The organism is Erythrobacter sp. JB1-7 (assembly GCF_057365015.1).
In genome coordinates, this window is record NZ_CP200291.1 from 283,964 (window position 1) to 306,781 (window position 22,818).

20 protein-coding genes and 1 pseudogene are annotated in these 22,818 nt (G+C 58.4%); 7 read left to right on the top strand and 14 right to left on the bottom strand.

What is annotated here, in order from left to right:
* The first annotated feature begins 277 nt into the window (after positions 1-277).
* A complete protein-coding gene (locus AC0V6W_RS01405) occupies positions 278-676 on the top strand; it encodes a hypothetical protein (RefSeq protein WP_486146429.1) in 399 nt (132 codons plus the stop codon).
* On the opposite strand, the gene AC0V6W_RS01410 is transcribed toward AC0V6W_RS01405, so the two are convergent.
* The 4 genes and pseudogenes from AC0V6W_RS01410 to dnaE form a co-directional block, all read right to left on the bottom strand.
* Positions 673-1,113, bottom strand: coding sequence for a DUF1330 domain-containing protein (locus AC0V6W_RS01410; protein ID WP_486146431.1), 441 nt, complete (start codon positions 1,111-1,113; stop codon positions 673-675). The two genes, AC0V6W_RS01405 and AC0V6W_RS01410, sit on opposite strands and share 4 nt — an antisense overlap.
* A gap of 4 nt (positions 1,114-1,117) precedes the next feature.
* A complete protein-coding gene (locus AC0V6W_RS01415) occupies positions 1,118-2,716 on the bottom strand; it encodes a long-chain fatty acid--CoA ligase (protein WP_486146433.1) in 1,599 nt (532 codons plus the stop codon).
* A gap of 151 nt (positions 2,717-2,867) precedes the next feature.
* A complete protein-coding gene (locus AC0V6W_RS01420; protein WP_486146435.1) occupies positions 2,868-3,698 on the bottom strand; it encodes a DUF4019 domain-containing protein in 831 nt (276 codons plus the stop codon).
* Positions 3,698-7,197: pseudogene (gene dnaE / locus AC0V6W_RS01425) on the bottom strand (DNA polymerase III subunit alpha). Before dnaE ends, AC0V6W_RS01420 begins: the two are co-directional and overlap by 1 nt.
* Positions 7,198-7,296: 99 nt before the next feature.
* On the opposite strand from dnaE, the gene AC0V6W_RS01430 reads away from it, so the two are divergent.
* Positions 7,297-7,587 (top strand): DUF6958 family protein, encoded by a 291-nt coding sequence (locus AC0V6W_RS01430; RefSeq protein WP_486146437.1) that lies wholly within the window; start codon positions 7,297-7,299, stop codon positions 7,585-7,587.
* Between the two features lie 20 nt (positions 7,588-7,607).
* On the opposite strand, the gene AC0V6W_RS01435 is transcribed toward AC0V6W_RS01430, so the two are convergent.
* The 3 genes from AC0V6W_RS01435 to AC0V6W_RS01445 are packed head-to-tail and all read right to left on the bottom strand — an operon-like array spanning position 7,608 to position 10,048.
* Positions 7,608-8,087 (bottom strand): glutathione peroxidase, encoded by a 480-nt coding sequence (locus tag AC0V6W_RS01435; protein WP_486146439.1) that lies wholly within the window; start codon positions 8,085-8,087, stop codon positions 7,608-7,610.
* 46 nt (positions 8,088-8,133) lie between these two features.
* Entirely contained in the window at positions 8,134-8,817 is a 684-nt protein-coding gene (locus AC0V6W_RS01440; RefSeq protein WP_486146441.1) for an ABC transporter ATP-binding protein, read from the bottom strand.
* Positions 8,810-10,048 (bottom strand): lipoprotein-releasing ABC transporter permease subunit, encoded by a 1,239-nt coding sequence (locus AC0V6W_RS01445; protein ID WP_486146443.1) that lies wholly within the window; start codon positions 10,046-10,048, stop codon positions 8,810-8,812. The genes AC0V6W_RS01440 and AC0V6W_RS01445 overlap by 8 nt, the downstream gene beginning before the upstream one ends.
* A gap of 221 nt (positions 10,049-10,269) precedes the next feature.
* Between AC0V6W_RS01445 and purF the strand changes: the two genes are divergently transcribed.
* The 3 genes from purF to AC0V6W_RS01460 all read left to right on the top strand — a co-directional run bounded on the left by purF (position 10,270) and on the right by AC0V6W_RS01460 (position 13,000).
* The gene (purF, locus tag AC0V6W_RS01450) at positions 10,270-11,781 is read left to right on the top strand and encodes an amidophosphoribosyltransferase (protein ID WP_486146445.1); all 1,512 of its coding nucleotides are present in this window, start codon (positions 10,270-10,272) and stop codon (positions 11,779-11,781) included.
* Positions 11,782-11,799: 18 nt separating this feature from the next.
* Positions 11,800-12,510 carry an SDR family NAD(P)-dependent oxidoreductase gene (locus AC0V6W_RS01455; RefSeq protein WP_486151428.1) on the top strand — a complete coding sequence of 237 codons (711 nt, stop codon included), beginning with the start codon at positions 11,800-11,802 and terminating at the stop codon, positions 12,508-12,510.
* A 142-nt stretch (positions 12,511-12,652) separates the two neighbouring features.
* Positions 12,653-13,000 carry a PilZ domain-containing protein gene (locus AC0V6W_RS01460; RefSeq protein WP_486146447.1) on the top strand — a complete coding sequence of 116 codons (348 nt, stop codon included), beginning with the start codon at positions 12,653-12,655 and terminating at the stop codon, positions 12,998-13,000.
* A 46-nt stretch (positions 13,001-13,046) separates the two neighbouring features.
* Here the strand turns inward: AC0V6W_RS01460 and AC0V6W_RS01465 are convergent, their stop codons facing one another.
* The 4 genes from AC0V6W_RS01465 to AC0V6W_RS01480 all read right to left on the bottom strand — a co-directional run bounded on the left by AC0V6W_RS01465 (position 13,047) and on the right by AC0V6W_RS01480 (position 18,091).
* On the bottom strand, positions 13,047-14,273 hold the full coding sequence (locus AC0V6W_RS01465; protein ID WP_486146449.1) for a serine hydrolase domain-containing protein: 1,227 nt from the start codon (positions 14,271-14,273) through the stop codon (positions 13,047-13,049).
* A 19-nt stretch (positions 14,274-14,292) separates the two neighbouring features.
* Positions 14,293-15,591: a class I SAM-dependent methyltransferase gene (locus AC0V6W_RS01470; protein WP_486146451.1), complete on the bottom strand. Its 1,299-nt coding sequence runs from the start codon at positions 15,589-15,591 to the stop codon at positions 14,293-14,295.
* A 27-nt stretch (positions 15,592-15,618) separates the two neighbouring features.
* Positions 15,619-17,013 carry a cryptochrome/photolyase family protein gene (locus AC0V6W_RS01475; protein WP_486146453.1) on the bottom strand — a complete coding sequence of 465 codons (1,395 nt, stop codon included), beginning with the start codon at positions 17,011-17,013 and terminating at the stop codon, positions 15,619-15,621.
* 118 nt (positions 17,014-17,131) lie between these two features.
* The gene (locus AC0V6W_RS01480) at positions 17,132-18,091 is read right to left on the bottom strand and encodes a metal-dependent hydrolase (RefSeq protein WP_486146455.1); all 960 of its coding nucleotides are present in this window, start codon (positions 18,089-18,091) and stop codon (positions 17,132-17,134) included.
* 19 nt (positions 18,092-18,110) lie between these two features.
* Here AC0V6W_RS01480 and AC0V6W_RS01485 point away from each other — a divergent pair, with 19 nt between their 5' ends.
* Together AC0V6W_RS01485 and AC0V6W_RS01490 are read left to right on the top strand one after the other, a co-directional pair.
* The gene (locus AC0V6W_RS01485; RefSeq protein ID WP_486146457.1) at positions 18,111-19,094 is read left to right on the top strand and encodes an alpha/beta hydrolase; all 984 of its coding nucleotides are present in this window, start codon (positions 18,111-18,113) and stop codon (positions 19,092-19,094) included.
* Positions 19,091-19,564, top strand: coding sequence for an RNA pyrophosphohydrolase (locus tag AC0V6W_RS01490; protein WP_486146459.1), 474 nt, complete (start codon positions 19,091-19,093; stop codon positions 19,562-19,564). The genes AC0V6W_RS01485 and AC0V6W_RS01490 overlap by 4 nt, the downstream gene beginning before the upstream one ends.
* Before the next feature lie 10 nt (positions 19,565-19,574).
* On the opposite strand, the gene AC0V6W_RS01495 is transcribed toward AC0V6W_RS01490, so the two are convergent.
* The 3 genes from AC0V6W_RS01495 to guaB are packed head-to-tail and all read right to left on the bottom strand — an operon-like array spanning position 19,575 to position 22,764.
* Complete coding sequence (locus AC0V6W_RS01495; RefSeq protein WP_486146461.1) at positions 19,575-20,117, bottom strand: tetratricopeptide repeat protein; 543 nt, start codon at positions 20,115-20,117, stop codon at positions 19,575-19,577.
* An 11-nt stretch (positions 20,118-20,128) separates the two neighbouring features.
* On the bottom strand, positions 20,129-21,310 hold the full coding sequence (locus AC0V6W_RS01500; RefSeq protein ID WP_486146463.1) for an RsmB/NOP family class I SAM-dependent RNA methyltransferase: 1,182 nt from the start codon (positions 21,308-21,310) through the stop codon (positions 20,129-20,131).
* The gene (gene guaB / locus AC0V6W_RS01505) at positions 21,310-22,764 is read right to left on the bottom strand and encodes an IMP dehydrogenase (RefSeq protein WP_486146465.1); all 1,455 of its coding nucleotides are present in this window, start codon (positions 22,762-22,764) and stop codon (positions 21,310-21,312) included. The genes AC0V6W_RS01500 and guaB overlap by 1 nt, the downstream gene beginning before the upstream one ends.
* Positions 22,765-22,818: the final 54 nt, after the last annotated feature.

Genomic DNA, 22,818 nt, shown 5'->3' on the forward strand with positions numbered 1-22,818 from the left:
CCGGGGTTGCGATGCAACAAGCGGCGGTCGTCATAATCCGAAGTCCGTCGCATATTTCGACGTCAGCAAAAGCGGTGTAGCAGGGTATAGGCGGCGTGGATAGCTTTGTGTTTGGTGGGGTTAACAAAGGCGCAACACTCGCCCCCGCCACACTTCCTTCAAACCGTCATCCCCGCGCAGGCGGGGATCCAGCTGACTTAGTCATAACGCCAAAAGAAGCTGGATCCCGGATTAAGTCCGGGATGACGGGGAAAGCGAACAGCGATATACCCCACCCATGAAACGGCCTCAGATCATGGCGGATTTGCAAAAGCTCTATAATGGAGGGGTAAGCGCAAGCGGTTGGTCTGGAGACGCTGGAGACGAAACAGTCCGGCATTTCTCGAAAAAGCTAAACCTCCCAGAAGATGAAATCCTGAATGACATTGCGCTGGACACCGCAAAGGGATTCCTTTCTGGCGAGCTTACATGGTGCTTTGGCGACTGGGTCGCAAACGATTGCCTCTTTTCTGGAGTCTCAAAGCTCGGCCTTGATGGCGGCCCCCCTGACAAACCATCTTTGTGGTGGTCAATCTATCTGGCATTCGACCACAGCGAAACTGCAGGCGAAAACGCGGAAGCGGTCGCAAAAGAAGAAATTGTCAAAGCGCTTTCGAGCCAAGGGTTCCCGACCTAGCCAAAACCCCCGCCAATCTCGCCCGGCTTAAACCGCATCAGGCGGCTGTCCATCAGCGCGGCTGTCCGGTTCACTACGGCAAGCTGATACTCCGCATCCTTGATCATCTCAAAAAACGCGCCCGCATTGGGATATTGCGCCACGAACCCGTCGTGCCACACCTTGTCATCCGGCTCTGGCCCTGTGACCATGGTTTGAAACGCGCCGCGCCACACGATCTCTCCGCCCACGCGGGCGAAGATTGGGCCTGAGGTTTTGCCGTATTCCTCATAAGCGCGCTTGCCTGACCAGCCATTGCCATGGTGCTCATGGCCTTGCGGGTATTCGGCCAAATCGCGGAAACGAAGCAGGTTGAGCATATGGATCGGCTCATCGCGGGGCAGATCTTTGAATGCTTGGAAGTTGGCGGGCGATGGGTCGATATATGCTTTAGCCACCGCGTCACCCCTCCAGCTTATAATCGGCGAACCTATCGCGCAGGTCTTTCTTCGAAATTTTGCCCGTGGCGGTGTGCGGAATATCGTCCACAAATTCGACCGCATCGGGCAGCCACCATTTGGCAACGATAGGCTTTAGATGCTCCACGATATCCTCGCCCGTGCAGGCAGCGCCCTCGTTCTTGATGACGAACAGGACGGGGCGCTCATCCCATTTGGGATGCGGCATGCCCACACAAGCGGCCTCTGCCACGTCTGGGTGGCCCATGGCGGCGTTTTCAAGCTCCACAGAGCTGATCCATTCGCCGCCCGATTTGATCACGTCCTTGGTGCGGTCGGTCAGCTGCAAAGTGCCATCGGGGTGGATGATGCCAACGTCGCCGGTATCGAACCAGCCATCTGCGCCCACCGCGTCTTTTTCCGCTTTGAAATACCGCTTGATAATCCACGGGCCCCGGATTTGCAGGGCGCCTGATGTTTCGCCATCGCGCGGCAATTCGGTGGTCATGTCATCGAGGCTGACAATGCGCAGCTCCACGCCGAAAACGGGGCGGCCCTGCATGGCGGTTTTGTCGACTTTTTCCTCGAACGAAAGCTGGTCCCAATCCCATGTCGGCCCGCCAACGGTGCCGATAGGCGATGTTTCGGTCATCCCCCATGCGTGCTGGACGCGGGTGCCGTTTTTCATCAACCGCTCGATCATAAAGCGCGGGCAGGCAGAGCCGCCGATGGTCGCGGCTTTCAAAGGCGGCAGGTCGATGCCTTCACGATCACAATATTGGAAATGGGCGAGCCACACGGTCGGCACGCCGGCGCTGTCGGTCACCCCTTCGCGCAGCATCAATTCGTGCAGCACAGCCGGATCATTAACAGCCGAGAACACAAATTTGATCCCCGCCATCGCACCCGCATAAGGCAGGCCCCAGCTCGCCGCATGGAACATCGGCACAACGGGGAGCATCACAGAAGCGCTGGAGAAATTGAACGCCGCCGGTTGCAGCCCGGCAAGCGCATGGAGCACGGTGGAGCGGTGCTCATATTGCACGCCTTTGGGATTGCCCGTCGTGCCCGACGTATAGCAGATCATGCACGGATCGGTCTCCGCGCCGTCAACCCAGCTGTAATCGCCCGATTGTTCGCCAATCCAGTCTTCGAATGCGGGGGAATGCTCGGCTGAATCGTAGCAAATGTAATGCTTAACCGTGGGCCAGCGGTCTTTCATCTGGTCGATAATGGGCTGGAACGCCGCATCATACAGCATCACTTTGTCTTCGGCATGAGTGACAATATATTCGAGCTGATCGGCAAACAGGCGCGGGTTCACTGTGTGCAGCACCCCGCCCATGCCCGCAACGCCGTACCAGCTGACGAGATGGCGTGAATGGTTCATCGCGAGGCTGGCGACCTTTTCGCCCGGTTTCAGACCCAAAGCCTCCAGCGCCTGCGCCATTTTCAGCGCATCGCGGCGAATGCCTGACCAATCCGTGCGCGTTTCATTGCCATCAGCCCAGCGCGTCACAATTTCGCGCCCGCCCGCCTCGCACGCGGCATGGTCGATCACATGGGTGACCCGCATGGTCCAGTTTTGCATGGCTCCGAGCATCAATTGTGTCCTCTCTCATCAAGCGCTCTTGCGCGTTTCTTTAAGCAACCTTCTGGCAAGGCTCACCGCGCTTTTCAATGATATTGCGTGACAAGAAAAAGGGGCCGGCGCTAACCGACCCCCTTGTCTCGTTTAGCCGAAGCAATCCGCGTTACCGGATAAAGAACCCGGCGATATCGAAAGTCTCGCCATTTTTGATCAGAATGACGGTTTCCGTGGACCAGCCCTCAATGTTCTCAAATTCGGTTTGATATTGCAGGATTTCATAGTCCCCTGCTGGCGCTCCGGGTAGAGTTTCGACTTTTTCGACCGAAACCAAACGCCGTTTTGTTACCGCGCCCAATGGCTGGCGAACAGGTTCGACAAGCGCTGCCCATTCGCTCGCGCTTGACTGGCTTTGAAAGAATTCTCCAGCGCGCTTCCAGCTGGCTTCCCAGTCGCCTTTATCTACCGCGCTCATGAATGATTTTGCGCGGCTGAGCGCTGCAGGCGAAGCATCTTTGAACGCGCCTGACGCTGCTTGCTGTGCTGCCGTGGTGGCAACAGGAGCCGATGCGGCTGAATTTGAGCCATCCTCTTCTCCAGAGCCTGAAACAACTGCGATGATGGCGGCGGCGATTACGATAGACATGATGAGCATTCCTCCTGCGAGCCAGATGAGCCGGGATGGCCGTGATTGGCTGAGGTCTGCATTGTCTGCGCCAGCGCTTTCATCCGCTATCCCAGAAGATGTGCGCGCAGGATTTTGGGGTGAGTTTTGCGGTGAGGTTTGGGGCGCGCTGCCCTCGGCATCCCCCAAGATTCTTGCGGCCTCTCGGCTGCTGCCCACACCCAATTTGCGGCGTGCATTGCGCAGCCGGTCGTTGACGGTGTGTACCGAGATGCCAAGTTCAGTCGCGCTCGATTTGGTGTCATGGCCGCCGAGCAAAAGGCGCAAGGCTTCCTTTTCTTTCTCGGTTAGCTGCCCAAGCGCCTCAGCCATTATGCGACCCGTTTCAGCTTTGCGCGGTCGCGTTTCGGCTCAAGCGTCACATTGGCCAGCCCTTCGGCCTCCTGCAGCCGGTCAGCCAGCGCTCCATCAAGCGCATAGCGCGAGCCAAGCCGGATATGCGCCTCCTCATCCGCGCCCAGCACAAGGCGCAGCAGCACCTCACCCATGGCGCTTTCGCTGGGGGTAAGCTCCAGTTTGAGATCCGCCAGCGCCGACACGCTGAGCACATCGGCTTTCAATATCATCGGAATGCTGCCCGATACGCTTTCAAGCGGGCGCGCGCCGCGAATGGTCAGGCGCGGCGGTTCACCCGGATTGGGCGCGTCGAGTTCCGCGGTGAGCAGCAGGCACGTGCCCTCGCCCGCCCAGTTTTCAAATTGGGGGACAAGGCTCTCTTCAAAACAGGCGGCGGAAAACTGGCCTGAAGAGTCAGAGAAATCCGCACGCACATAATTGGCCCCGCGCTTGGTGCGCAATTTGGCGACCCCTTCGACCATGGCGGCCAGCATTGCGGTGCCTTTGCCGCCCACAGGCGCGCCCGCTTCCATCACCGCCTGATAGCTGCGAGCGCCCTGGCCAGAGGCGACATCGCGGTATTGCTGCACTGGATGGGCAGAGAAATAGAAGCCAAAATTCTCCCGCTCTTTCGCCATCTGTTCGATGCGCGGCCATGCAGGTGTCTCTTTCAAACGCAGCGTGTCTTCGGGTGCGTCTTCTCCGCCGAACAGTCCAACCTGCCCGCTATCGCGTTCACGCGCGGCGGCTTCTGCCACGGCCAGCAGCATATCGGCATTCGCAAACAATTCACCGCGATTGGGATGTAGGCAATCAAACGCGCCAGCGCAGATCAACCCTTCCAATTGCCGGCGGTTCATTGATCCTTGCGGCAGGCGTTCAAACAGATCGGACAGGCTTTCAAATTCGCCGCTCGCATCGCGCTCTGCAGTGATCGCGTCCATGGCTTTCTCACCAACATTGCGAATGCCTGCGAGCGCATAGCGCACACCGTATCCATGATCGGTCTGTTCGACAGTGAATTTGGCCTGCGATGCGTTGATGCAGGGGGAAGCACTTCGATCCCGCCTCCTGCTTCTCCCGCAACCGGATAACGGCGCGCATCATCGACAAAGATGTTGAGCTTTTCCGATTGGTGGAGGTCAAAACACATGGAAGCGGCGTAAAACTCTTCGGGGTAATGCGCTTTCATCCAGCCCGTCTGATAGGCGAGCAAAGCGTAAGCCGCCGCGTGCGATTTGTTAAAGCCATAGCCTGCAAACTTGTCGATCAAATCGAACAATTCGTTGGCCTGCTTTTTCTCAATCCCGGAGACTTCCTTACAGCCATCCACAAACCGGACGCGCTGAATGTCCATTTCGGCCTGCACCTTTTTGCCCATGGCGCGGCGCAGCAAATCGGCATCCCCAAGCGAATATCCCGCCAGGATCTGCGCGGCCTGCATCACCTGTTCCTGATAGACAAAAATGCCGTAGGTTTCGGCCAGAATGCCTTCGAGTTTAGGATGCGGGTATTCGATGGGCACTTCGCCCGCTTTGCGCTGGCCGAACAGCGGGATGTTATCCATCGGCCCGGGACGATAGAGCGAGACGAGCGCGATAATATCGCCGAAATTGGACGGCTTCACCGCTTTCAGTGTGCGCCGCATCCCTTCGGATTCCAGCTGGAACACGCCGACTGTGTTACCCGCCTGCATAAGATCGTAAACGGCCACGTCATCGAGCGGCAATGTGCCCAGATCAATTGTGATCCCGCGCTCTTCGAGCAAGTCCACCGCTTTGCGCAGCACCGAAAGCGTCTTCAGCCCCAGAAAGTCGAACTTCACGAGCCCCGATGATTCGACATGTTTCATATCGAACTGCGTGACCGGCATATCCGAACGCGGATCTCGGTATAGCGGCACCAATTGCGCCAGCGGTCTGTCGCCAATCACAACGCCGGCTGCGTGCGTGGAGGAATTGCGCGGCAAACCTTCGAGCTGCATGGCCAGATCAACGAGGCGCTTTACCTCGTTATGATTGGTGTATTCCGCCTTGAAATCCGATGCCCCATTCAAAGCGCGCGGCAGCGTCCACGGATCGGTCGGGTGGTTGGGCACCATTTTGCACAGCCTATCGACCTGGCCATAGCTCATCTGCAAAATCCGCCCGCAATCGCGCAAGACGGCGCGCGCTTTCAGCTTACCAAAAGTGATGATCTGCGCGACGTGATCGGCACCATATTTCTGCTGCACATAGCGGATAACCTCGCCCCGGCGCGTTTCGCAGAAATCGATATCGAAATCCGGCATGGAAACACGTTCGGGATTGAGGAAGCGTTCAAACAGCAGCCCCAGATCAATTGGATCAAGATCGGTAATCGTCAGCGCCCATGCAACGATTGACCCCGCACCAGACCCGCGACCCGGCCCCACGGGAATGCCGTTATCCTTGGCCCATTGGATAAAGTCGGCAACGATCAGGAAATAGCCGGGAAAACCCATATTGACGATGATGCCGATTTCATAATCGAGGCGGTCGAAATATTCCTTGCGCGCCTCTTCGCTCATTGCGCCGTAGGGTTCGAGCCGCGCTTCAAGCCCTTTACGAGATAGGTCGGCCAGCATTTTCGCCTCGCCTTCCAGATCGCCAGCCAAGCTAGGCAGGATCGGATCGCGGTAAGGCGGCGCGTAGGCGCAGCGTTTGGCAATGGTCAGTGTGTTCTGGATCGCTTCGGGCAAGTCGATGAACAGATCGCGCATCATATGGGCGGATTTGACAAACCCTTGCGCATTGGACCGCGCGCGGTCTTCGTTATCGACATAAGTGGACCCGGCAATGCACAGCATCGCATCATGCGCTTTATGCATATGTGGTTCGGCAAAACTGGCAGGATTGGTCGCGACCAGCGGAATGTCGCGGGCATATGCCATGTCGATCAGGGCTTCTTCCGCCGCTGCGCAGGCCGGATCGCCGTGGCGAGCGAGTTCGATGTAGAGCCTGTCAGGGAACAGCGATTGCAACCGGTCTGCCACCTGCTCGCCTGCATCCCCCTGCCCTTCGGCCAAAAGCCGGGTGAGCGCCCCCTCACCCGCGCCCGTCAGCGCGATCAGGCCGTCTGTGTGCCCGGTCAGATCATCCCAAACGACATGCGGATCAAATTCCAGCGGGCGCTCCAGATGCGCTTTGGAAACGAGATGGCACAGATTGTCATACCCGCTGGAGGTTTGGGCATAGAGCGGCAGGTAATCGACAAGCTTGCCTTCGGACCCGTCACGCGCAACGCCCAGCAGGGTGCCGATAATCGGCTGCACACCTTCGCTTTTGCAAGCGCCTGCAAACATCACCGCGCCGTAAAGGCCATTGCGGTCACATATGGCAATGGCGGGAAAATCGCGCTCTTTTGCGAGCTTCGCGATCGCCTTGGGGTCCGCCATGCTTTCGAGCATGGAATAAGACGACAGGACGCGAAGGGGAACGAACGGGGCGAAAGGCATCATGCGAAACTACGCAAGGCCGCGCGACATTCAACCGCGCGCCCGCACCTCTTGGGGAAAAGCTGGGGGCAAGCTATAATCCACAGACGGGAGGACAAAATGACTGACATGATCGAAGTTGAAAATGTGAACACGCCGGGCAGAATGACCCGCGTAAATGCACCTAAATACAACGATATGCGCGCAGCATTAGAAAAATCGCTGCCCAAAGCCTCCCCCGGCCTTACTCAGGATGAGACACGCGAAGCGGTTAAGCCGCACTTGAGCGAAGACTTGTTTCCCGGCGGAAAGACCTGCGGATGGTGGGCAAAAACGGTGCAGCTTGATCTGGAAGCAAAAGGATTGCTGGTTCGCGAGGCGACCAAGCCGCTCAGGTGGCATTGGAAGTAAGCCTGCCTGCCCCCAAGACGCTAAATCAGCTTTTCAATATCCTTTGCAATGCGCGCAGGGGTGTCGCCTGATCCGTACCGTTTGACCACTTCGCCTTCCCGGTTGATGAGGAATTTGGTGAAATTCCACTTGATCGAGCGCGTGCCCAATGCGCCGGGGGCTTCTTTCTTCATCCAGTCAAACAAAGGCGATGCGCCTGATCCGTTGACCTCCACCTTTTCCATCAGCGGGAATGTGACGCCGAAATTGACTTTGCAAAATTCCGCGATTTCATCCGCATTGCCCGGTTCCTGCCCGCCGAACTGGTTGCAGGGAAAACCAAGCACTTCGAAATCAGAATCCTTGAACTGCTGATACAGAGCCTCAAGCCCATCATATTGCGGGGTAAATCCGCATTTCGACGCGGTGTTCACCACCAGCAGAACCTTGCCCTTCTTCTCGGTAAGATCGAGGCTTTCACCGCGATTGGTGGTAACGGTGAAATCTGCGATCGTGGGCATAGAACTATCCTTTTGCTGCTCTCCCGCAAATGGGGAGCGGCAAGGGCTATTCAAGCACCCCTTCGTGCAAGCGCACCACACGGTCCATCCGCGCAGCCAGGCGTTCATTGTGCGTTGCGACCAGTGCCGCGCTGCCTTCGCCGCGGACCAGTTCCAGGAATTGGCCCAGCACTGTGTCGGCGGTGTGTTCATCCAGATTGCCCGTCGGCTCATCCGCCAGCACCAATGTTGGCCGATTAGCGAGCGCGCGGGCGACGGCGACCCGTTGCTGTTCACCGCCCGACAATTGATTGGGCCGGTGCGTCAGCCGGTGGCCAAGCCCAAGGCTGGAAAGCAAATGCTCCGCGCGCCCCTGCGCTTCCTCACGCGAAGTGCCGAAAATCATTTGCGGCATCACCACATTCTCGCTCGCGTCGAAATCGGGCAGCAGATGGTGGAACTGATAGACAAAGCCCAGATGTTCGCGCCGCAAACGAGTGCGCTGATCGGGCGGCATGCTTTCGGCCGCTTCGCCGGCAATGCGGATGCTGCCTTCAAAGCCGCCTTCCAGCAGGCCGACCGCTTGCAGCATGGTCGATTTGCCCGAACCCGATGGGCCAAGCAGCGCGACAATCTCGCCCGGCATAATATCCAGATCTACACCGCGCAGCACTTCGATGCGCTGGCCGCCTTGCTCAAAACTGCGCTGAAGCGCACGCAAGCTGGCGATAGGGGCGTTTTGGTTATTCATAACGCAGCACCTGAACCGGATCGGTGTTCGCCGCTTTCAATGCGGGGTAAAGCGTCGCCAGAAAACTCAGCACAATCGCGAGAGTGACAATGCCCGCAATCTCCCAAGGATCAGTTTTGGAAGGAAGCTCTGTCAAAAAGCGCACTTTGGGATCCCACAATTGCTGACCGGTCACAAAAGCGATGAATTCAACAATCGGATTGCGGAAATAAAGGACGAGGAACCCGAGCGCCAATCCCGCCACCGTTCCCAGCGTGCCAATTGTCGTGCCTGTCGTCACAAATATCTTGAGCAAAGACCGCCGCGTTGCCCCCATTGTGCGCATAATCGCAATATCGCGCGTTTTGGCACGCACCAGCATCACAAGGCTCGACAGGATGTTAAATGACGCGACCAAAACCATGAAAGACAATGCAAAGAACATCGCCACACGCTCAACTTCCAAGGCTTCAAAAATGGTTGAGTTGATCGTTTTCCAATCGGCAATCTGCGCCCTTCCTGTCAGGCTTTCTTGAACCGGTTCCAATATCTCTGCGACATTGTTGGGATCGGTCACAGTTACTTCGATCAGGCCGACCGTATCATCAAGCAGCAGCAGGGTCTGCGCATCGGACATCGGCATGATGACAAAAGTTTCGTCAAAATCGTAAAGGCCAATCTCAAAGATTGCGCCCACTTCGTAAGCGACTTGCCGGATGGATGTGCCAAACGGAGTGCTGCGCCCTTGCGGGTTGATGATCGTTATCGAATCGCCCACACGCACGCCCAGATTGCTGGCCAATTGGGTGCCAATAGCAACGCGGCTTTCGCCCGGTTCAAGGCTGGCCATGCTGCCCAGCATCACCTTATCTTCAAGCTCGGCAATGTCCTGCGCTGTGTGGCCTCGCACAAAAATCTGGTTCACCCTGCCATTAAAGCTCGCCAGCAAAGGCTGTTCGATCAGCGGGGATGCTTTGATCACGCCTTCGGTGCCGCGCACATCTTCGAGCACGCTTTCCCAATTATCCAGCCTGCCGCCAAACGCCTGCACTACGGCATGGCCGTTTACGCCTGCAAACCGGTCAATCATTTCAGAGCGAAATCCGTTCATCACGCTCATCACGATCACCAGCATGGCCACCGACAGCATCACCACGCCCACAGAAATCCCGGCGACCAGCGCGATAAACGCCTCGCCTTTGCCCGGCCATAAATAGCGCTTGGCAATCATTCTTTCAAAAGGTGTGAGCATAGGTGCGCTCGCGCATGTGCAAGTGTGGATATGAACCGCCGCTGTAGGCGCAGGCTCGCCGCCTCGCAATCGCTGCCCTCACCGCTATTGTGTGTAAAAATGCGCGCGCGAAATTCCCGCATTGAGAAACCCGGCATGTGCGCCATCACGAAGCTTGTAATTGTATCGTAACATCGCCATTGATCCTGCTCCCCAGCACGCAGCGCAGCGGACTTCTGGTGATGCCCAATAATACCGATAAAGTCGCAGGCCCAGTTCCAGGCAATCTAACCCACCCATGGCTCGATCTCGACGGCGATAAGCTGCGAGAGGAATGCGGCGTTTTCGGCGTTATCAACGCCGCCGATGCGGCCGCTGCGACCGCTCTGGGCCTCCACGCTTTACAACATCGCGGACAAGAAGCGGTGGGGCTGACGAGTTTTGATGGCAAAGAGTTTTTCTCGCGCCGCGGGCTTGGCCATGTGGCGGAAAACTTCTCCACACCCGAAGCCATCGCCGAATTGCCGGGCACAATGGCAGCGGGCCATGTGCGCTATTCCACCACGGGCGGATCGGGCCTGCGCAATGTTCAGCCGCTTTATGCAGAGCTGGCAAGCGGCGGATTTGCCGTGGCGCATAACGGCAATATCTCCAACGCGAAAATGCTGCGCAAGGATCTGGTCGGCAAGGGTTCGATCTTTCAATCAACCTCTGACACCGAAGTCATCATCCATCTCGTCGCCACATCGCGCTATCCCACCATTGCAGACCGGCTGATCGATGCTTTGCGATTGGTCGAGGGCGCCTATGCGCTGATCGTGATGACACCCGAAGGGATGATCGCCTGCCGCGATCCTTTGGGCATCCGCCCGCTGGTGATGGGCAAAATGGGCGATGCCATCGTCTTTGCCTCGGAAACGGTTGCGTTTGATGTGGCTGGCGGCGAATTCATCCGCGAAGTTGAACCAGGCGAATTGTTGCAAGTGGGCTTTGATGGCGAAGTGAAAAGCGTCCACCCCTTCGCCAAACCGCCCGCGCGCCCCTGCATTTTTGAGCATGTCTATTTCAGTCGTCCTGACAGCTTCTTCGCAGGCCATTCAGTATATGAGGCTCGCAAAGCCATCGGCGCTGAATTGGCGCAAGAATCGCCGTGCGATGTCGATCTGGTCGTGCCTGTTCCCGATAGCGGCGTGCCAGCGGCCATCGGCTATGCGCAAAGTTCCGGCGTGCCGTTTGAGCTTGGCATTATCCGTTCGCACTATGTCGGGCGCACGTTCATCCAGCCATCGGACAGCGCGCGCCATGCAGGGGTAAAGCGTAAACACAACGCCAATCGCTCTTTGGTCGAAGGCAAGCGCATTGTTCTCATTGACGATTCCATTGTGCGCGGGACAACCAGCCTCAAAATCGTTGAGATGATGCGCGAGGCAGGCGCAAGCGAAGTGCATTTCCGCGTCGCCAGCCCGCCCACGGCGCATTCCTGCTTTTACGGGGTGGACACGCCCGAGCGCGAAAAACTGCTCGCCGCGCGGATGGAATTGGAGCCGATGCGCGAATATATCCAGGCAGACAGCCTGGCGTTCATCTCAATTGATGGCCTTTACCGCGCGGTCGGCGCGAAAGGGCGCGATAAAGCGTGCCCGCAGTTTTGCGATGCGTGCTTCACCGGGGATTACCCCACCAGCCTCACCGATTTGCGGGCGAAAGAGGAAGGCAGCGATGAGCTCCCTTTTGCTGATCCAAAAGCTGCTTAAAGGCGTGACCCATGACTGATTCTGAAACCCTTATCCGGCCAGACCGCGCTGGTCACCGGCGCGAGCCAGGGCATTGGCGCGGCCACAGCGAAAGCTTTGGCGAAAGCGGGCGCGCATGTCATATTGGTGGCGCGCAAAGTGAAAGCGTTAGAGCTGATCGAGGATGCCATCCATGAAGAAGGCGGCACATCCACCATCGCGCCTGTCGACCTGACCGAAGCGGACGCGGTATCGCGCCTGGCCAGCGCCATTGGCGGGCGCTGGGAAAGCCTTGATATCCTCGTTCTTTCAGCGGCTTATCTGCCAGAGCTTACACCGCTTTCGCAGATTGATCCAAAACAGTTCACCACCGCCGTGATGACCAATATGGTCTCCACTCAGGCGATGCTGGCAGCGTTTGATCCGTTGATGCGGCGCGCGAAGGCCGGCAAAGTCATCGGGTTAACCAGCTCGGTCGGCGCGTCCCCTCGCCCGTTCTGGTCGGCCTATGGATCGACCAAGGCTGCGTTTGACAATCTGCTCGAAACCTATGGAGCAGAAGTTGAAAAACTCTCGCCGCTTAAAGTGGCCATTATCGATCCCGGCGCAACCCGCACCGGTATGCGCGCGCGCGCCTATCCGGGCGAAGATGCGCAATCGGTCAAACCGCCAGAAGTGGTGGCCGCGCGGATTGCGGAGCTCGCGAGCGAAGGATTTGCAACAGGTCATCGCGAACGCATCGACGGCTGATCGCAAAACGCATCCTTCACGGGGGACAAATTTACCTGGTGGTAACCATTTTCAGTGACGGGTTGGAAGGCCGCTCTGCTGCACTACGTAGTTTGACCAAGGGCGAAGAGACCTCCCGCTGATTGGACCCGAGTACCGCACGATGCCGATTGAAAAAGAACCTTATGCCGTCGCAGCACAGGAAGACCGCTGCGCGCCGCGTACAAAGCTGACGATCCCTGCGACTTTGCGGGCCTCTGGCGGGCGCGCATTTCAAAGCGTGGTGCATGATCTGTCGATCTCAGGCTTTTCCGCCGCGTCGATCAACCGCATGCACGAAGGCCAGAAATGCTGGCTGACACTGCCGGGGCTCGAATCGCTTCAGGCAGAGGTTGTGTGGTGGGACAATTGCATTGTCGGCTGCGCGTTCGAAGAGCTGCTGAGCCCGATTGTGCATGACAACATCCTGCAACGATACAGCAATCTGAACGCGCCCCGAAAAGCCATTTGAAGCAAGGCGAACTGGGCGATCTTAAGCGCCCGGCGCGCTTCCCGGCTTAACCGCCGCCCGGCACTGCCAGCTTCGCGATAATCGCGCCCGCCTGCCCGCGAAATGCGCCCGATGTTGCCTCTGGCCAATTGCTCACAATCGCGATGACGGTGTTGGTGCCGGGTATTACGGTGATTGCCTGGCCGAAAATTCCCTGCGCGCCGTAATTGTTGCCGGGATAGGTCCACCATTGATAGCCATAGCCAAACCCGCCGCCAAACTGGACCTTGGCAGAGCCAGCCTCGCCAAACCAACCTTCGGGAACGATCTGCTCACCTGACTGGCCTTTGCCGCCTTCCAGCGCGAACTGGCCCATGCGGGCATAATCGGACAGGCGCAAAGACAGGCAGCACCCGCCAATATTGCCGCCGCGCGGATCGACCATCCAGAACATCCCGCCTTCAAATCCGGCAGGTTCGACAATCTTGGTTTGCGCATATTCAGCCATGGGCAGGCCGATGGCGTTTTCGATCAGAAGGCCGATCAGGTTTGTCTCGCCTGTGGAATAAGAGAATTTCTCCCCCGGCGGATTGGCCCTGCCCAACTCTTTCATCTGCGCAACAATCGCATCCTCACCATATTCGGTCACAAATTTATTCAGCTGCGCGACGTCGCTTTTTGGGTCGGTGTAATCCTCGTTCCAGTCGGCACCGCTGGTCATCGTTACCAATTGGCCGACGGTCACACCGTCATAGGAAGACCCTATTAATTCAGGGATATACTGCGTCACAGCATCATCAAGGCCGCCGATAAACCCATCCGAAATGGCAGCGGCAAGCAGAGTTGAAGTGAAGCTTTTCGCGACCGAAAAACTGGTCCACCGGTCCGCTTTACCAAGGCCAAGGCCGTATTGTTCGTACCGGACCTTGCCATCCTGCAGCACCATAATGCCAGCGGCATTGGTGTCAGCCATGAGCTTTGCCAGATCAGCTTGAAGATCATCGCTCAGCGGAGCGCCTTGCGGCAAAGCGCGCGTGTTGGTGGCAGCGGGCACTTCGTGGCCGGCAAACCAGCTTTCCATATCGCGGAACCGGGCCGAACGGGTGGCATCATCCCAGAAAAGCACCTGCTGCTGCGCGGGATCAAGAACAGGCGGCTGGGTCAATTCAACCGCCCCAAGCGGCGCGGTCTGCGCCCCTGTTTCTGCCCCCTGATAAGACGGAGCGCATGCCGTCATCGCCAATGCCGCCGAAGCGCTTAACAACAGCCGCGCGGCCAATCGTGTGCGTGTCATGCCCTCATCCCCTTTGTGTTTATTCGTTCAGCTCTACAGGATTAATCAAAGTCACCTGGTGCACATTAACGTTACCTGTGAGAAAGCCCGCTTCGCAATAGGCAAGGTAATATCGCCAGAGCCGCACAAACCGATCGTCAAACCCTTTGGGCAGGCGCGATTGTTCGGCCGCAGCGTCAAACCTTTCGCGCCAGATACGCAAAGTGGCGGCGTAATCAGCGCCAAAATCGGTTTGATCGCGCCATTCAAGCCCGCGCGCCTCAGCAAGGCCGCGAAATTCGGATGATTTGATCAGCAGCCCGCCGGGGAAGATATAAGCCTGAATGAAATCGACCGTGGCGGCATAGGTTTCAAACAGGTCATCGGCCATGGAGATATACTGGATCGCCGCCTTGCCGCCCGGTTTCAGATTGCGCGCAAGGCAATCGAGAAAATGCGGCCAGTTTTCGCGGCCCAAGGCTTCGACCATTTCAACGCTGGCAATCGCGTCAAATGCGCCATCACAGTCGCGGTAATCGAGCCGCTGCCAATTCACATTGCTGGTGCGGCGGCGAGCCCAGTCCAATTGTTCATCCGACAGGCTGATGGCGGTGGCCGCGGCGGCGCGTGCATCAAGCTCACACGCCAATGCGCCCCACCCGCACCCAATTTCGAGCGCTGTGTGATGTGGCTGCAGGTCTAGCCGATCAAGGATCGCTGTATTTTTGCGCTTTTGCGCTGCTTCTAGCCCATCTTCATCCACACCGCTCAGCGCAAGCCCGCTTGAATAGGTCATGCCGGGATCAAGCCAGGCGGCATAGAAATCATTGCCAAGATCATAATGCGCCGCGATATTGCGCTGAGAGCCCTGGCGGCTGTTGCGGTTGAGCCTGTGCGCCGCGCTGGCGGCCCATTTGAACGGCCCGGATGATCGCGCGGTGCTGCCAAGCGTGCGCGCATTGTCGCCCATCACCGCAAACAAAGTGGTAAGATCAGCGCAGTCCCATTCGCCCGCCTCATATCCCTGATACCAGCCAATCGACCCACCTGTCGCAAGCCGCAACAAGGACCGCCAATCCTTTAGTGTCATCTCCGCATCAAAGCCGCGCGCGCGCCCGCCCAGCATCCGCGATGTGCCATCTGGCAGATGCGCCAGGATTGATCCGCGCTCCAGTCCCGCATCCACGCGGTCCACCATCGCGGTAAAACCGGGCGCGATTAGCCGCGCAAGCCATCCGGGCGATGCGCCAAAGCGTTCGCCTGCGCTTATCAGCGCATCCCCTCTCATCTTTGCTGGCAATTCAGGCGCATTCATCGCGCAAAGCATAGGCGCGGCCATGCATGCGGGGCAAGCGCTAGCGGGCGGCTATCCGCCTTCTTTCATGGCTTTATACGCATCCAGCGCCCGTGTCCGCGCGGCCTTGTGGCCGATGATCTTGGCGGGGTAGGCTTTGGGCAGGCAGCCATGCTCTTCAGGATCATGGATATAGGGTTCATCCAGATCGCTCAGTTCCGGCACAAATTCGCGGATATAGGCGGCGCAATCAAACTTTTCCGATTGCGACAGCGGCGCCATGATCCGCACGAACATATTGCTGTCGACGCCCGTGCCCGCTGTCCATTGCCAATTGGTCGAATTGGACGCGTAATCCGCATCGCACAGCGTGTCCCAAAACCACTTCTCGCCCTCGCGCCAATCGATCAGCAGATGTTTGATTAAGAAGCTTGCCGTTATCATCCGCACCCGGTTGTGCATCCATCCCGTCTGGTAGAGCTCACGCATGCCTGCATCGACGATTGGGTAGCCTGTGCGGCCCTCTTGCCACGCTTTCAAATCGCGCGCGGCCTGTTTGTCGGAATGCGGATCGCGCCAGGTGAGTTTGTCAAAATCCTCGCGGTAATTTTCGCGGGCATAGAGGGGGAATTGCGCAATCGCGTTCTGCGCATAATCGCGCCAGATCAGCTCGCTTTCATAAATGCGCCAGCCATCGGAGCGTTTGTGTTTGAAGTGATGCCAGATTTGCACCGGCGAAATCTCGCCGAAATGCAGATGCGGCGACAGGCGCGATACGCCGTCCACAGATGGCAGATTGCGCTGCTCTTCATAGCCATCAACCTCCGCCTCCCACCTGTTAAGCTGCGCATAAGCGGCCTCTTCGCCCACGTCCCATGCCTCGCGCAGGCCGCCTGCCCAATCGGGCTTTACCGGAAGCAGGTTCCAGTCATCCAGATTATCGGAGGCTGGCCAGCTGTCAGGCGAAGACAGCGTTTCAGGCTCAGGCACTTCATCGCGCGGCGGAAATTGCGCGCGCACCGCGCGGCTGAACGGGGTGTAGATCTTGTATTGCCCGCCCGACCCTGTCGTCACCGTGCCGGGAGGGGCAAGGTAATTGCCATCATAGAGTGTGAGATCGCAGGCTTCGCCCAAAGCCTTTTGCGCTTTGCGCCACCACGGTTCGTAATGGCGATTGGCGTGAATGGTGGCCGCGCCCGTCTCTGCCGCGATTTGTCTGAGCTCCTCCACCGCATCTCCTTTGCGCAAAATGATCTTCGCATGACGCTTGGCAAAGCTTGATTGCAGGCTTTCGAGCGAGTGGTGCAGCCACCAGCGCGATGCCCCGCCATAGGCGTGGGTTTTGGCCGCCTCATCATCGAGCACATAGACCGCGATAACAGGGCCAAGCTTGGCGGCTTCATATAGAGCGGGATTGTCGGCGATACGCAGATCACGCCGCAGCCAGACGATTTGGGTTTGAGACATTCCATTTCCCGTTCGGGCTGAGCCTGCCGAAGCCCCGTTCTGTCTTCTGGCGCAGCACTCGAAGTGAAGTACAGCCCTTCGACAAGCTCAGGGCGAACGGATTTAGTGAAGGAGCGAATTAACGCGGCGGAAGTTCCGCACATTCGGCATCAGGCACCGCGATGCTGAAGCGGTCCCGCGCGCGTGGGTCGTAAAAGCGGGCATCGTGCAGAACGATCGAGCCATCGTCAGCGCGCACAGCAAAGGGCGCGCGGCTCCAAAACAGAAACGCATCGAGCTGGGAATTGGCAGCGCGTTCTTCGGTGAGATCAGGCAGAACGCAATAGCTATCGCTAAGCGGCGCATCCTCGTGATCAGAACCACCAATGGTATAAAGCGCGCCCTGCCAAATATCCTCATCTGGTTTGGTGAAAATTTCGCGCTGCCAGAACGCGAACGGAACCGGGCTGACAATCACTTGAGCGTTCGGACCATAATTTCGAGGCGAGTTTGCGGATGCATGAATTGTGCCCGAAAATGCCCCATTCATCGCAATATACACCAGCGCCGCAGTTGCAGCGACCCACGCAGGCCGTTTCCATTCGCGCCCGCGTTTTTCTTTGCGCAGGCTCCACCAGACGCTCAAACCAAGCAGCGCCCAGAGCCATACATCAATGATAAACAGCGTATCGCCATAAAACCACTGCGAGGAAAACGGCTCGAGCAGCCTGATCCCGTACACATTCAGCCAATCAAGGGCCGGGTGCGACAGGCACCCGATAAAGCTGAGGAGATACAGCCATTTGAAATTCACCGGCAGGCGGCCTTCGGGCCGTTTCCCGCGCTTTTCCTGCCAGCGGTCAAACCACCACAAGAGCCCTGCCAAAATCAGTGGCAACAACACCCATGCAGGCGGTCCGTGGGTAATCCCTCGGCGAAAGCCCAGATGTTCTGTCCCTTCCAGCCAGAAAAAACACGCCGCATCCACATCGGGCAGGTTTGCGCCAATGATCAGCGCGGGCATGGCAAGGCCCGTTTTGGTCTTCAGGCCCATCTGGCCCATCAAAGCGCCCGCAAGGCTGTGCGTGAGGTTATCCATTTGAAATCCGCTAGCCCTCGTGCATAGCCGCGTCAAAGAATTGAAAGGCAAGCCTTTGACCCATACCCCGTTTATCCGCCCTGATATGAAAGCGTTTCTGGATGCGCTGGCCGCAGCAGGCAGCCCGCCGATTGCGGATATGACGCTGGAGGAAGCGCGCGCATCCTACCGCGCGCTGCACAGCATGGCGGACAGGCCCGCGCGAGAACTGGCGGTGATAAAGGATTTAAGCTGCCCCGGCCCCGCAGGCGATATTCCGCTGCGTCTATACGATGCGCAAGCGGATCGCGGCCCCTCGCCCATCATCACGTTTTTCCACGGCGGCGGATTTGTTATCGGCGATCTGGAAACGCATCATGCGCTGTGCACCGAAATTGCCGAGCTGATGGACTTGCCGCTGGTCGCGGTGGACTACAGACGCGCGCCAGAGGCTCTTTTTCCCGCCGCGATTGACGATTGCGAGGCGGCGGCGCGGTGGATTGCCTCTTCTCCCGGTGCTTTGGACAGAGAGGCGACCGGGATCATCACTATCGGCGATAGCGCGGGCGGCACCGCCACCATTGCGGTGGGCCAATTGCTTGCCGCCAATCCCGCAGATGTGCCCATAGTGCTGCAAGTGCCGCTGTTCCCCCTCGCCAGCGATGCGCAGGGTTCTGCTAGCTTGGAAGAATTTGCCGAAGGGTTCATTCTCACCAAAGCGGCAGTCGAGTTTTTCGATGCCGCCTATCAGGCAGACCGGGCCGACCCGCGCGGGTTTCCCATACTGGGCGATCACACAGGCGCGCCGCCCAGCGTGGTTGTCACCGCCAGCCTAGATCCCATCCGCGATTCCGGGCGCGATTACGCCAGCGCTTTGGCGCGAGGCGGGGCGGATTGCATCTTCCTTGAGATGCAGGGCGTCACCCATTCTTTCACCAATATCAGAGGCGCAGTGCCATCCGCGCAAGGCGATCTGGAGCGCGTAATCGCCGCGATGAAATTCCTGCTGGGAGCCAAGCCATGAACGATCTGCCTTACCGCCCATGCGCGGGGTTTATGCTGGTGAATGCCGATGGCCACGTGCTGGTCGGACAGCGGCTTGAAAAACGCGCGCATGGCAAATGGCAGATGCCGCAAGGGGGCATTGATCCGGGCGAAGACCCTGAGACCGCTGCCTTGCGCGAACTGGAGGAGGAAACCGGCGTTACCGCTGATCTGGTCGAAATAATCGCGCCTGCATCAAAGGTGCTGCGTTATGATTTGCCGCCTGAATTGATGGGCAAATTGTGGAAAGGCAAATATCGCGGTCAGGAGCAATATTGGTTTCTGGGCCGCTTTACCGGCAGTGATGCTGACATTAATCTCAACGCGCATGAACCGGCTGAATTTGGCGCGCATCGCTGGGTAAGCCCGCACGAATTGCCCGATCTGATCGTCCCGTTCAAACGCGAAGTGTATCAGCAGATCGTGGACGAATTTGCGCCGCTGATCTGAATGCTACGCATCAATTGGTGGAGGGCTGATCCTCTGCCGTTTCCGCTGCCAAACGGGCAGGCGGACCTTTGGCGATAGTGTTTTCGAGCGCGCGGGTTTCGGGGCATGTATCGCCGCACAAGCTTTGCAATTGCGCCAGATTGCGGCGCGCTTTGTCCACCGCGCCTTTTTCGACCAAGGCTTCCCCCTCACCCGAAATCGCGGCAAAATTGCCCGGATCGCGGGCCAGTGCTTCGCGGTAATAGGTGATCGCTTTGCCTTGAAGGCCATCAGAGCGCGCGGCTTCTGCGAGTTCGAGGAAAATCGGCGTGTATCCCGGATCAATCGCCAGAGCGGCCTCGTATGCGTCAATCGCGGCCTGAGTATCGCCCGCTTTTAGCAAAGCCTGCCCCTGCGCCACCAGTGCAAGCGCGCGTGCATCCGGTTCATTATCCTGCGCCGCTGTCACACTGGCGGTGACAGCAAAACACAAAGACAAAGCGGCAGCAGCGGGCGCAAAACGCATCAGGATATCCTTCAATTCATCAGACCGGGATGGGAGCACATCATCCATACCATGAATGGCTAACATGGCCCTCGTAAAATGGCGATAAAAAACCCATCCGTGCCGTCGCGGAACGGATCGAGGCGCAGTCCTTCGCCGCGTTTGGTGCCAAGCGGCAGGCTGACCGCTTCGCTGCGCCAGCCTTCGTGCCGTTTGAGGAATGCAGCGATCTGATCAGCGCCTTCTGCATCCAGCACGGAGCACACTGCATAAGTGATCGCGCCGCCCGGCTTTACACATGCCGCCGCCAGATCAAGCACATGGGCCTGCAAGCTGTTCAAGCGGGAAAGCTCATTCGGAGTAAGCCGCCAGCGGCTTTCCGGATTGCGCCGCCAAGTGCCCGTGCCCGAACACGGCGCATCAACCAGCACATGATCGGGAGCACCCACAAAGGGTTCAAGCGCCGCCATCTCCTTACCCGGATCGAGCAGCACGGTGTGATCCACTCCCACGCCTGCTTTCACGCTTCGCGGGGCAAGATTGCCCAGACGGCGCTTATCCGTATCGGCTGCAATCAAACTGATCGCATTGCCAAACCGCGCGGCGAGGCCCAGCGTTTTGCCCCCTGCCCCTGCGCACAGATCAAGCACGGTGTCTCCGGCCTGAGCAGGCACAGCTTCGCACACAAGCTGGCTGGCGTGGTCCTGTATTTCTATCGCGCCTGATTTATACGCGTCCCATTGCTCCACCTGCGTGCCAAAGGGAAAGCGCACACCCTGCGCCGCGGCGAGCAGATCGCCCGTGATCGGCAGTTCCAGAGTTTCCCGGTCCGCTTTCAGCGCGTTCACGCGGATGTCGAGCGGAGCGCGGTCCAGCAAAGCGAGCGCCGCGTCATCCTTCATATCCGATTTCGCCAAAGCTTCCGCCTGCCATTGCGGGGCAAGCCCGGTACGCGCGGGCGTTTCATGCTCGCCTATCGCTGCGGGGCCATAAGGCGAGCCATCGAACAGGGCAGCAACCGCCTCATCCTCGCCCGCGACCGCCAGCATTGCTGTGCGCCCCGTTTGCGGCACCGGACCGCACAGGCGGACCGCGCGGTAGACAAGTTCACGCACCGCCCGGCGATCCTTGGAGCCGGCATAGCGGCGCTCTTTGAAATATTGCGCGATCAGCCGGTCTGCAGGCGCGCCTTTGGTTTCGGCGGCTGCGATGATTTGGTCGAGCAGTTCAATCGCCGCCTGCACACGGGCTGCAGGTTTCATCAGCGCGTCGGATAATTCGGCGCTTCGCGCGTGATCGCCACATCGTGCACATGGCTTTCCGACAGCCCGGCATTGGTGATGCGAACAAACTTGGCGCGTTGCTGCAAATCGGCAATGGTCGCAGATCCAGTGTAACCCATCGCGGCTTTCACCCCGCCGACAAGCTGATGGATGACATCTGCGGCAGGCCCTTTGAAAGGCACTTGTCCCTCGATCCCTTCGGGCACCAGTTTCATGGCGGAGACATCCTGCTGGAAATACCGGTCCGCGCTGCCGCGCGCCATCGCGCCAACGCTGCCCATGCCGCGATAGGATTTGTACGAGCGCCCTTGATAAAGGAATACCTCACCGGGGCTTTCCGCCGTGCCTGCGAGCATCGATCCGACCATGACGCTCGATGCGCCCGCGGCAAGCGCCTTGGCCGCATCACCCGATGTGCGAAGCCCGCCATCTGCGATCACCGGAACGCCCGATTTCGCCGCTTCCTCGGCGCTTTCCATGACGGCGGTGAGCTGGGGCACACCAACCCCTGCAACAACGCGCGTGGTGCAGATGGAGCCCGGGCCAATGCCCACTTTGATCGCATCCGCGCCTGCATCAATCAGCGCGCGGGTTGCTTCTGCGGTGGCGACATTGCCAGCGATCACCTGAACCGAATTGGAGAGCGATTTGGCCCGCTCAACCGCTTTCGACACGTCAGCATTATGGCCATGCGCGGTGTCGATGATGACGACATCCACCTCGGCATCGATAAGCGCCTCGGTCCGCTCAAAACCTTTATCGCCCACAGTCGTTGCAGCAGCCACGCGCAAACGGCCTGCCTCATCCTTGGTCGCATGCGGGTAATTGACCGCCTTTTCGATGTCTTTCACTGTGATGAGGCCGATGCATTTGTAATCATCATCCACAACCAGCAGCTTTTCAATCCGCCGGCCATGCAGCAAGCGGCGCGCGTCTTCTTGGCTAGTGCCCAAAGGCACAGTGGCCAGATTATCCGTTGTCATCAATTCGCGCACGGGCTGCGCGGGGTTTTCGGCAAAGCGGACATCGCGATTGGTAAGGATACCGACCAGCTTGCCGCCTTTATCGGTGACGGGAATGCCGCTGATCTTATGCTGATCCATCAATGCTTGCGCTTCGCCCAGAACCGCTTCGGGGCCGATAGTGATCGGATTGACCACCATCCCGCTTTCAAACCGTTTGACCGCGCGCACCGCGGCGCATTGTTCGGGCACGTCCAGATTGCGGTGAAGCACGCCAATGCCGCCCAATTGCGCCATGACAATGCCCATATCGGCTTCTGTCACTGTATCCATTGCCGATGACAGGACGGGAATGTTGAGCGCGATAGAACGCGTCAGCTGCGTCCTTGTATCGGCCATGGATGGCAGGACGTTGCTTTCCGCAGGGCGAAGCAGAACATCATCAAAGGTAAGGCCGAGAGGGATTTCCATGTGCACGGGGCTTTCTGTGGGAGAGGCGAATCGTGCGCCTCCGCTTACGATGGA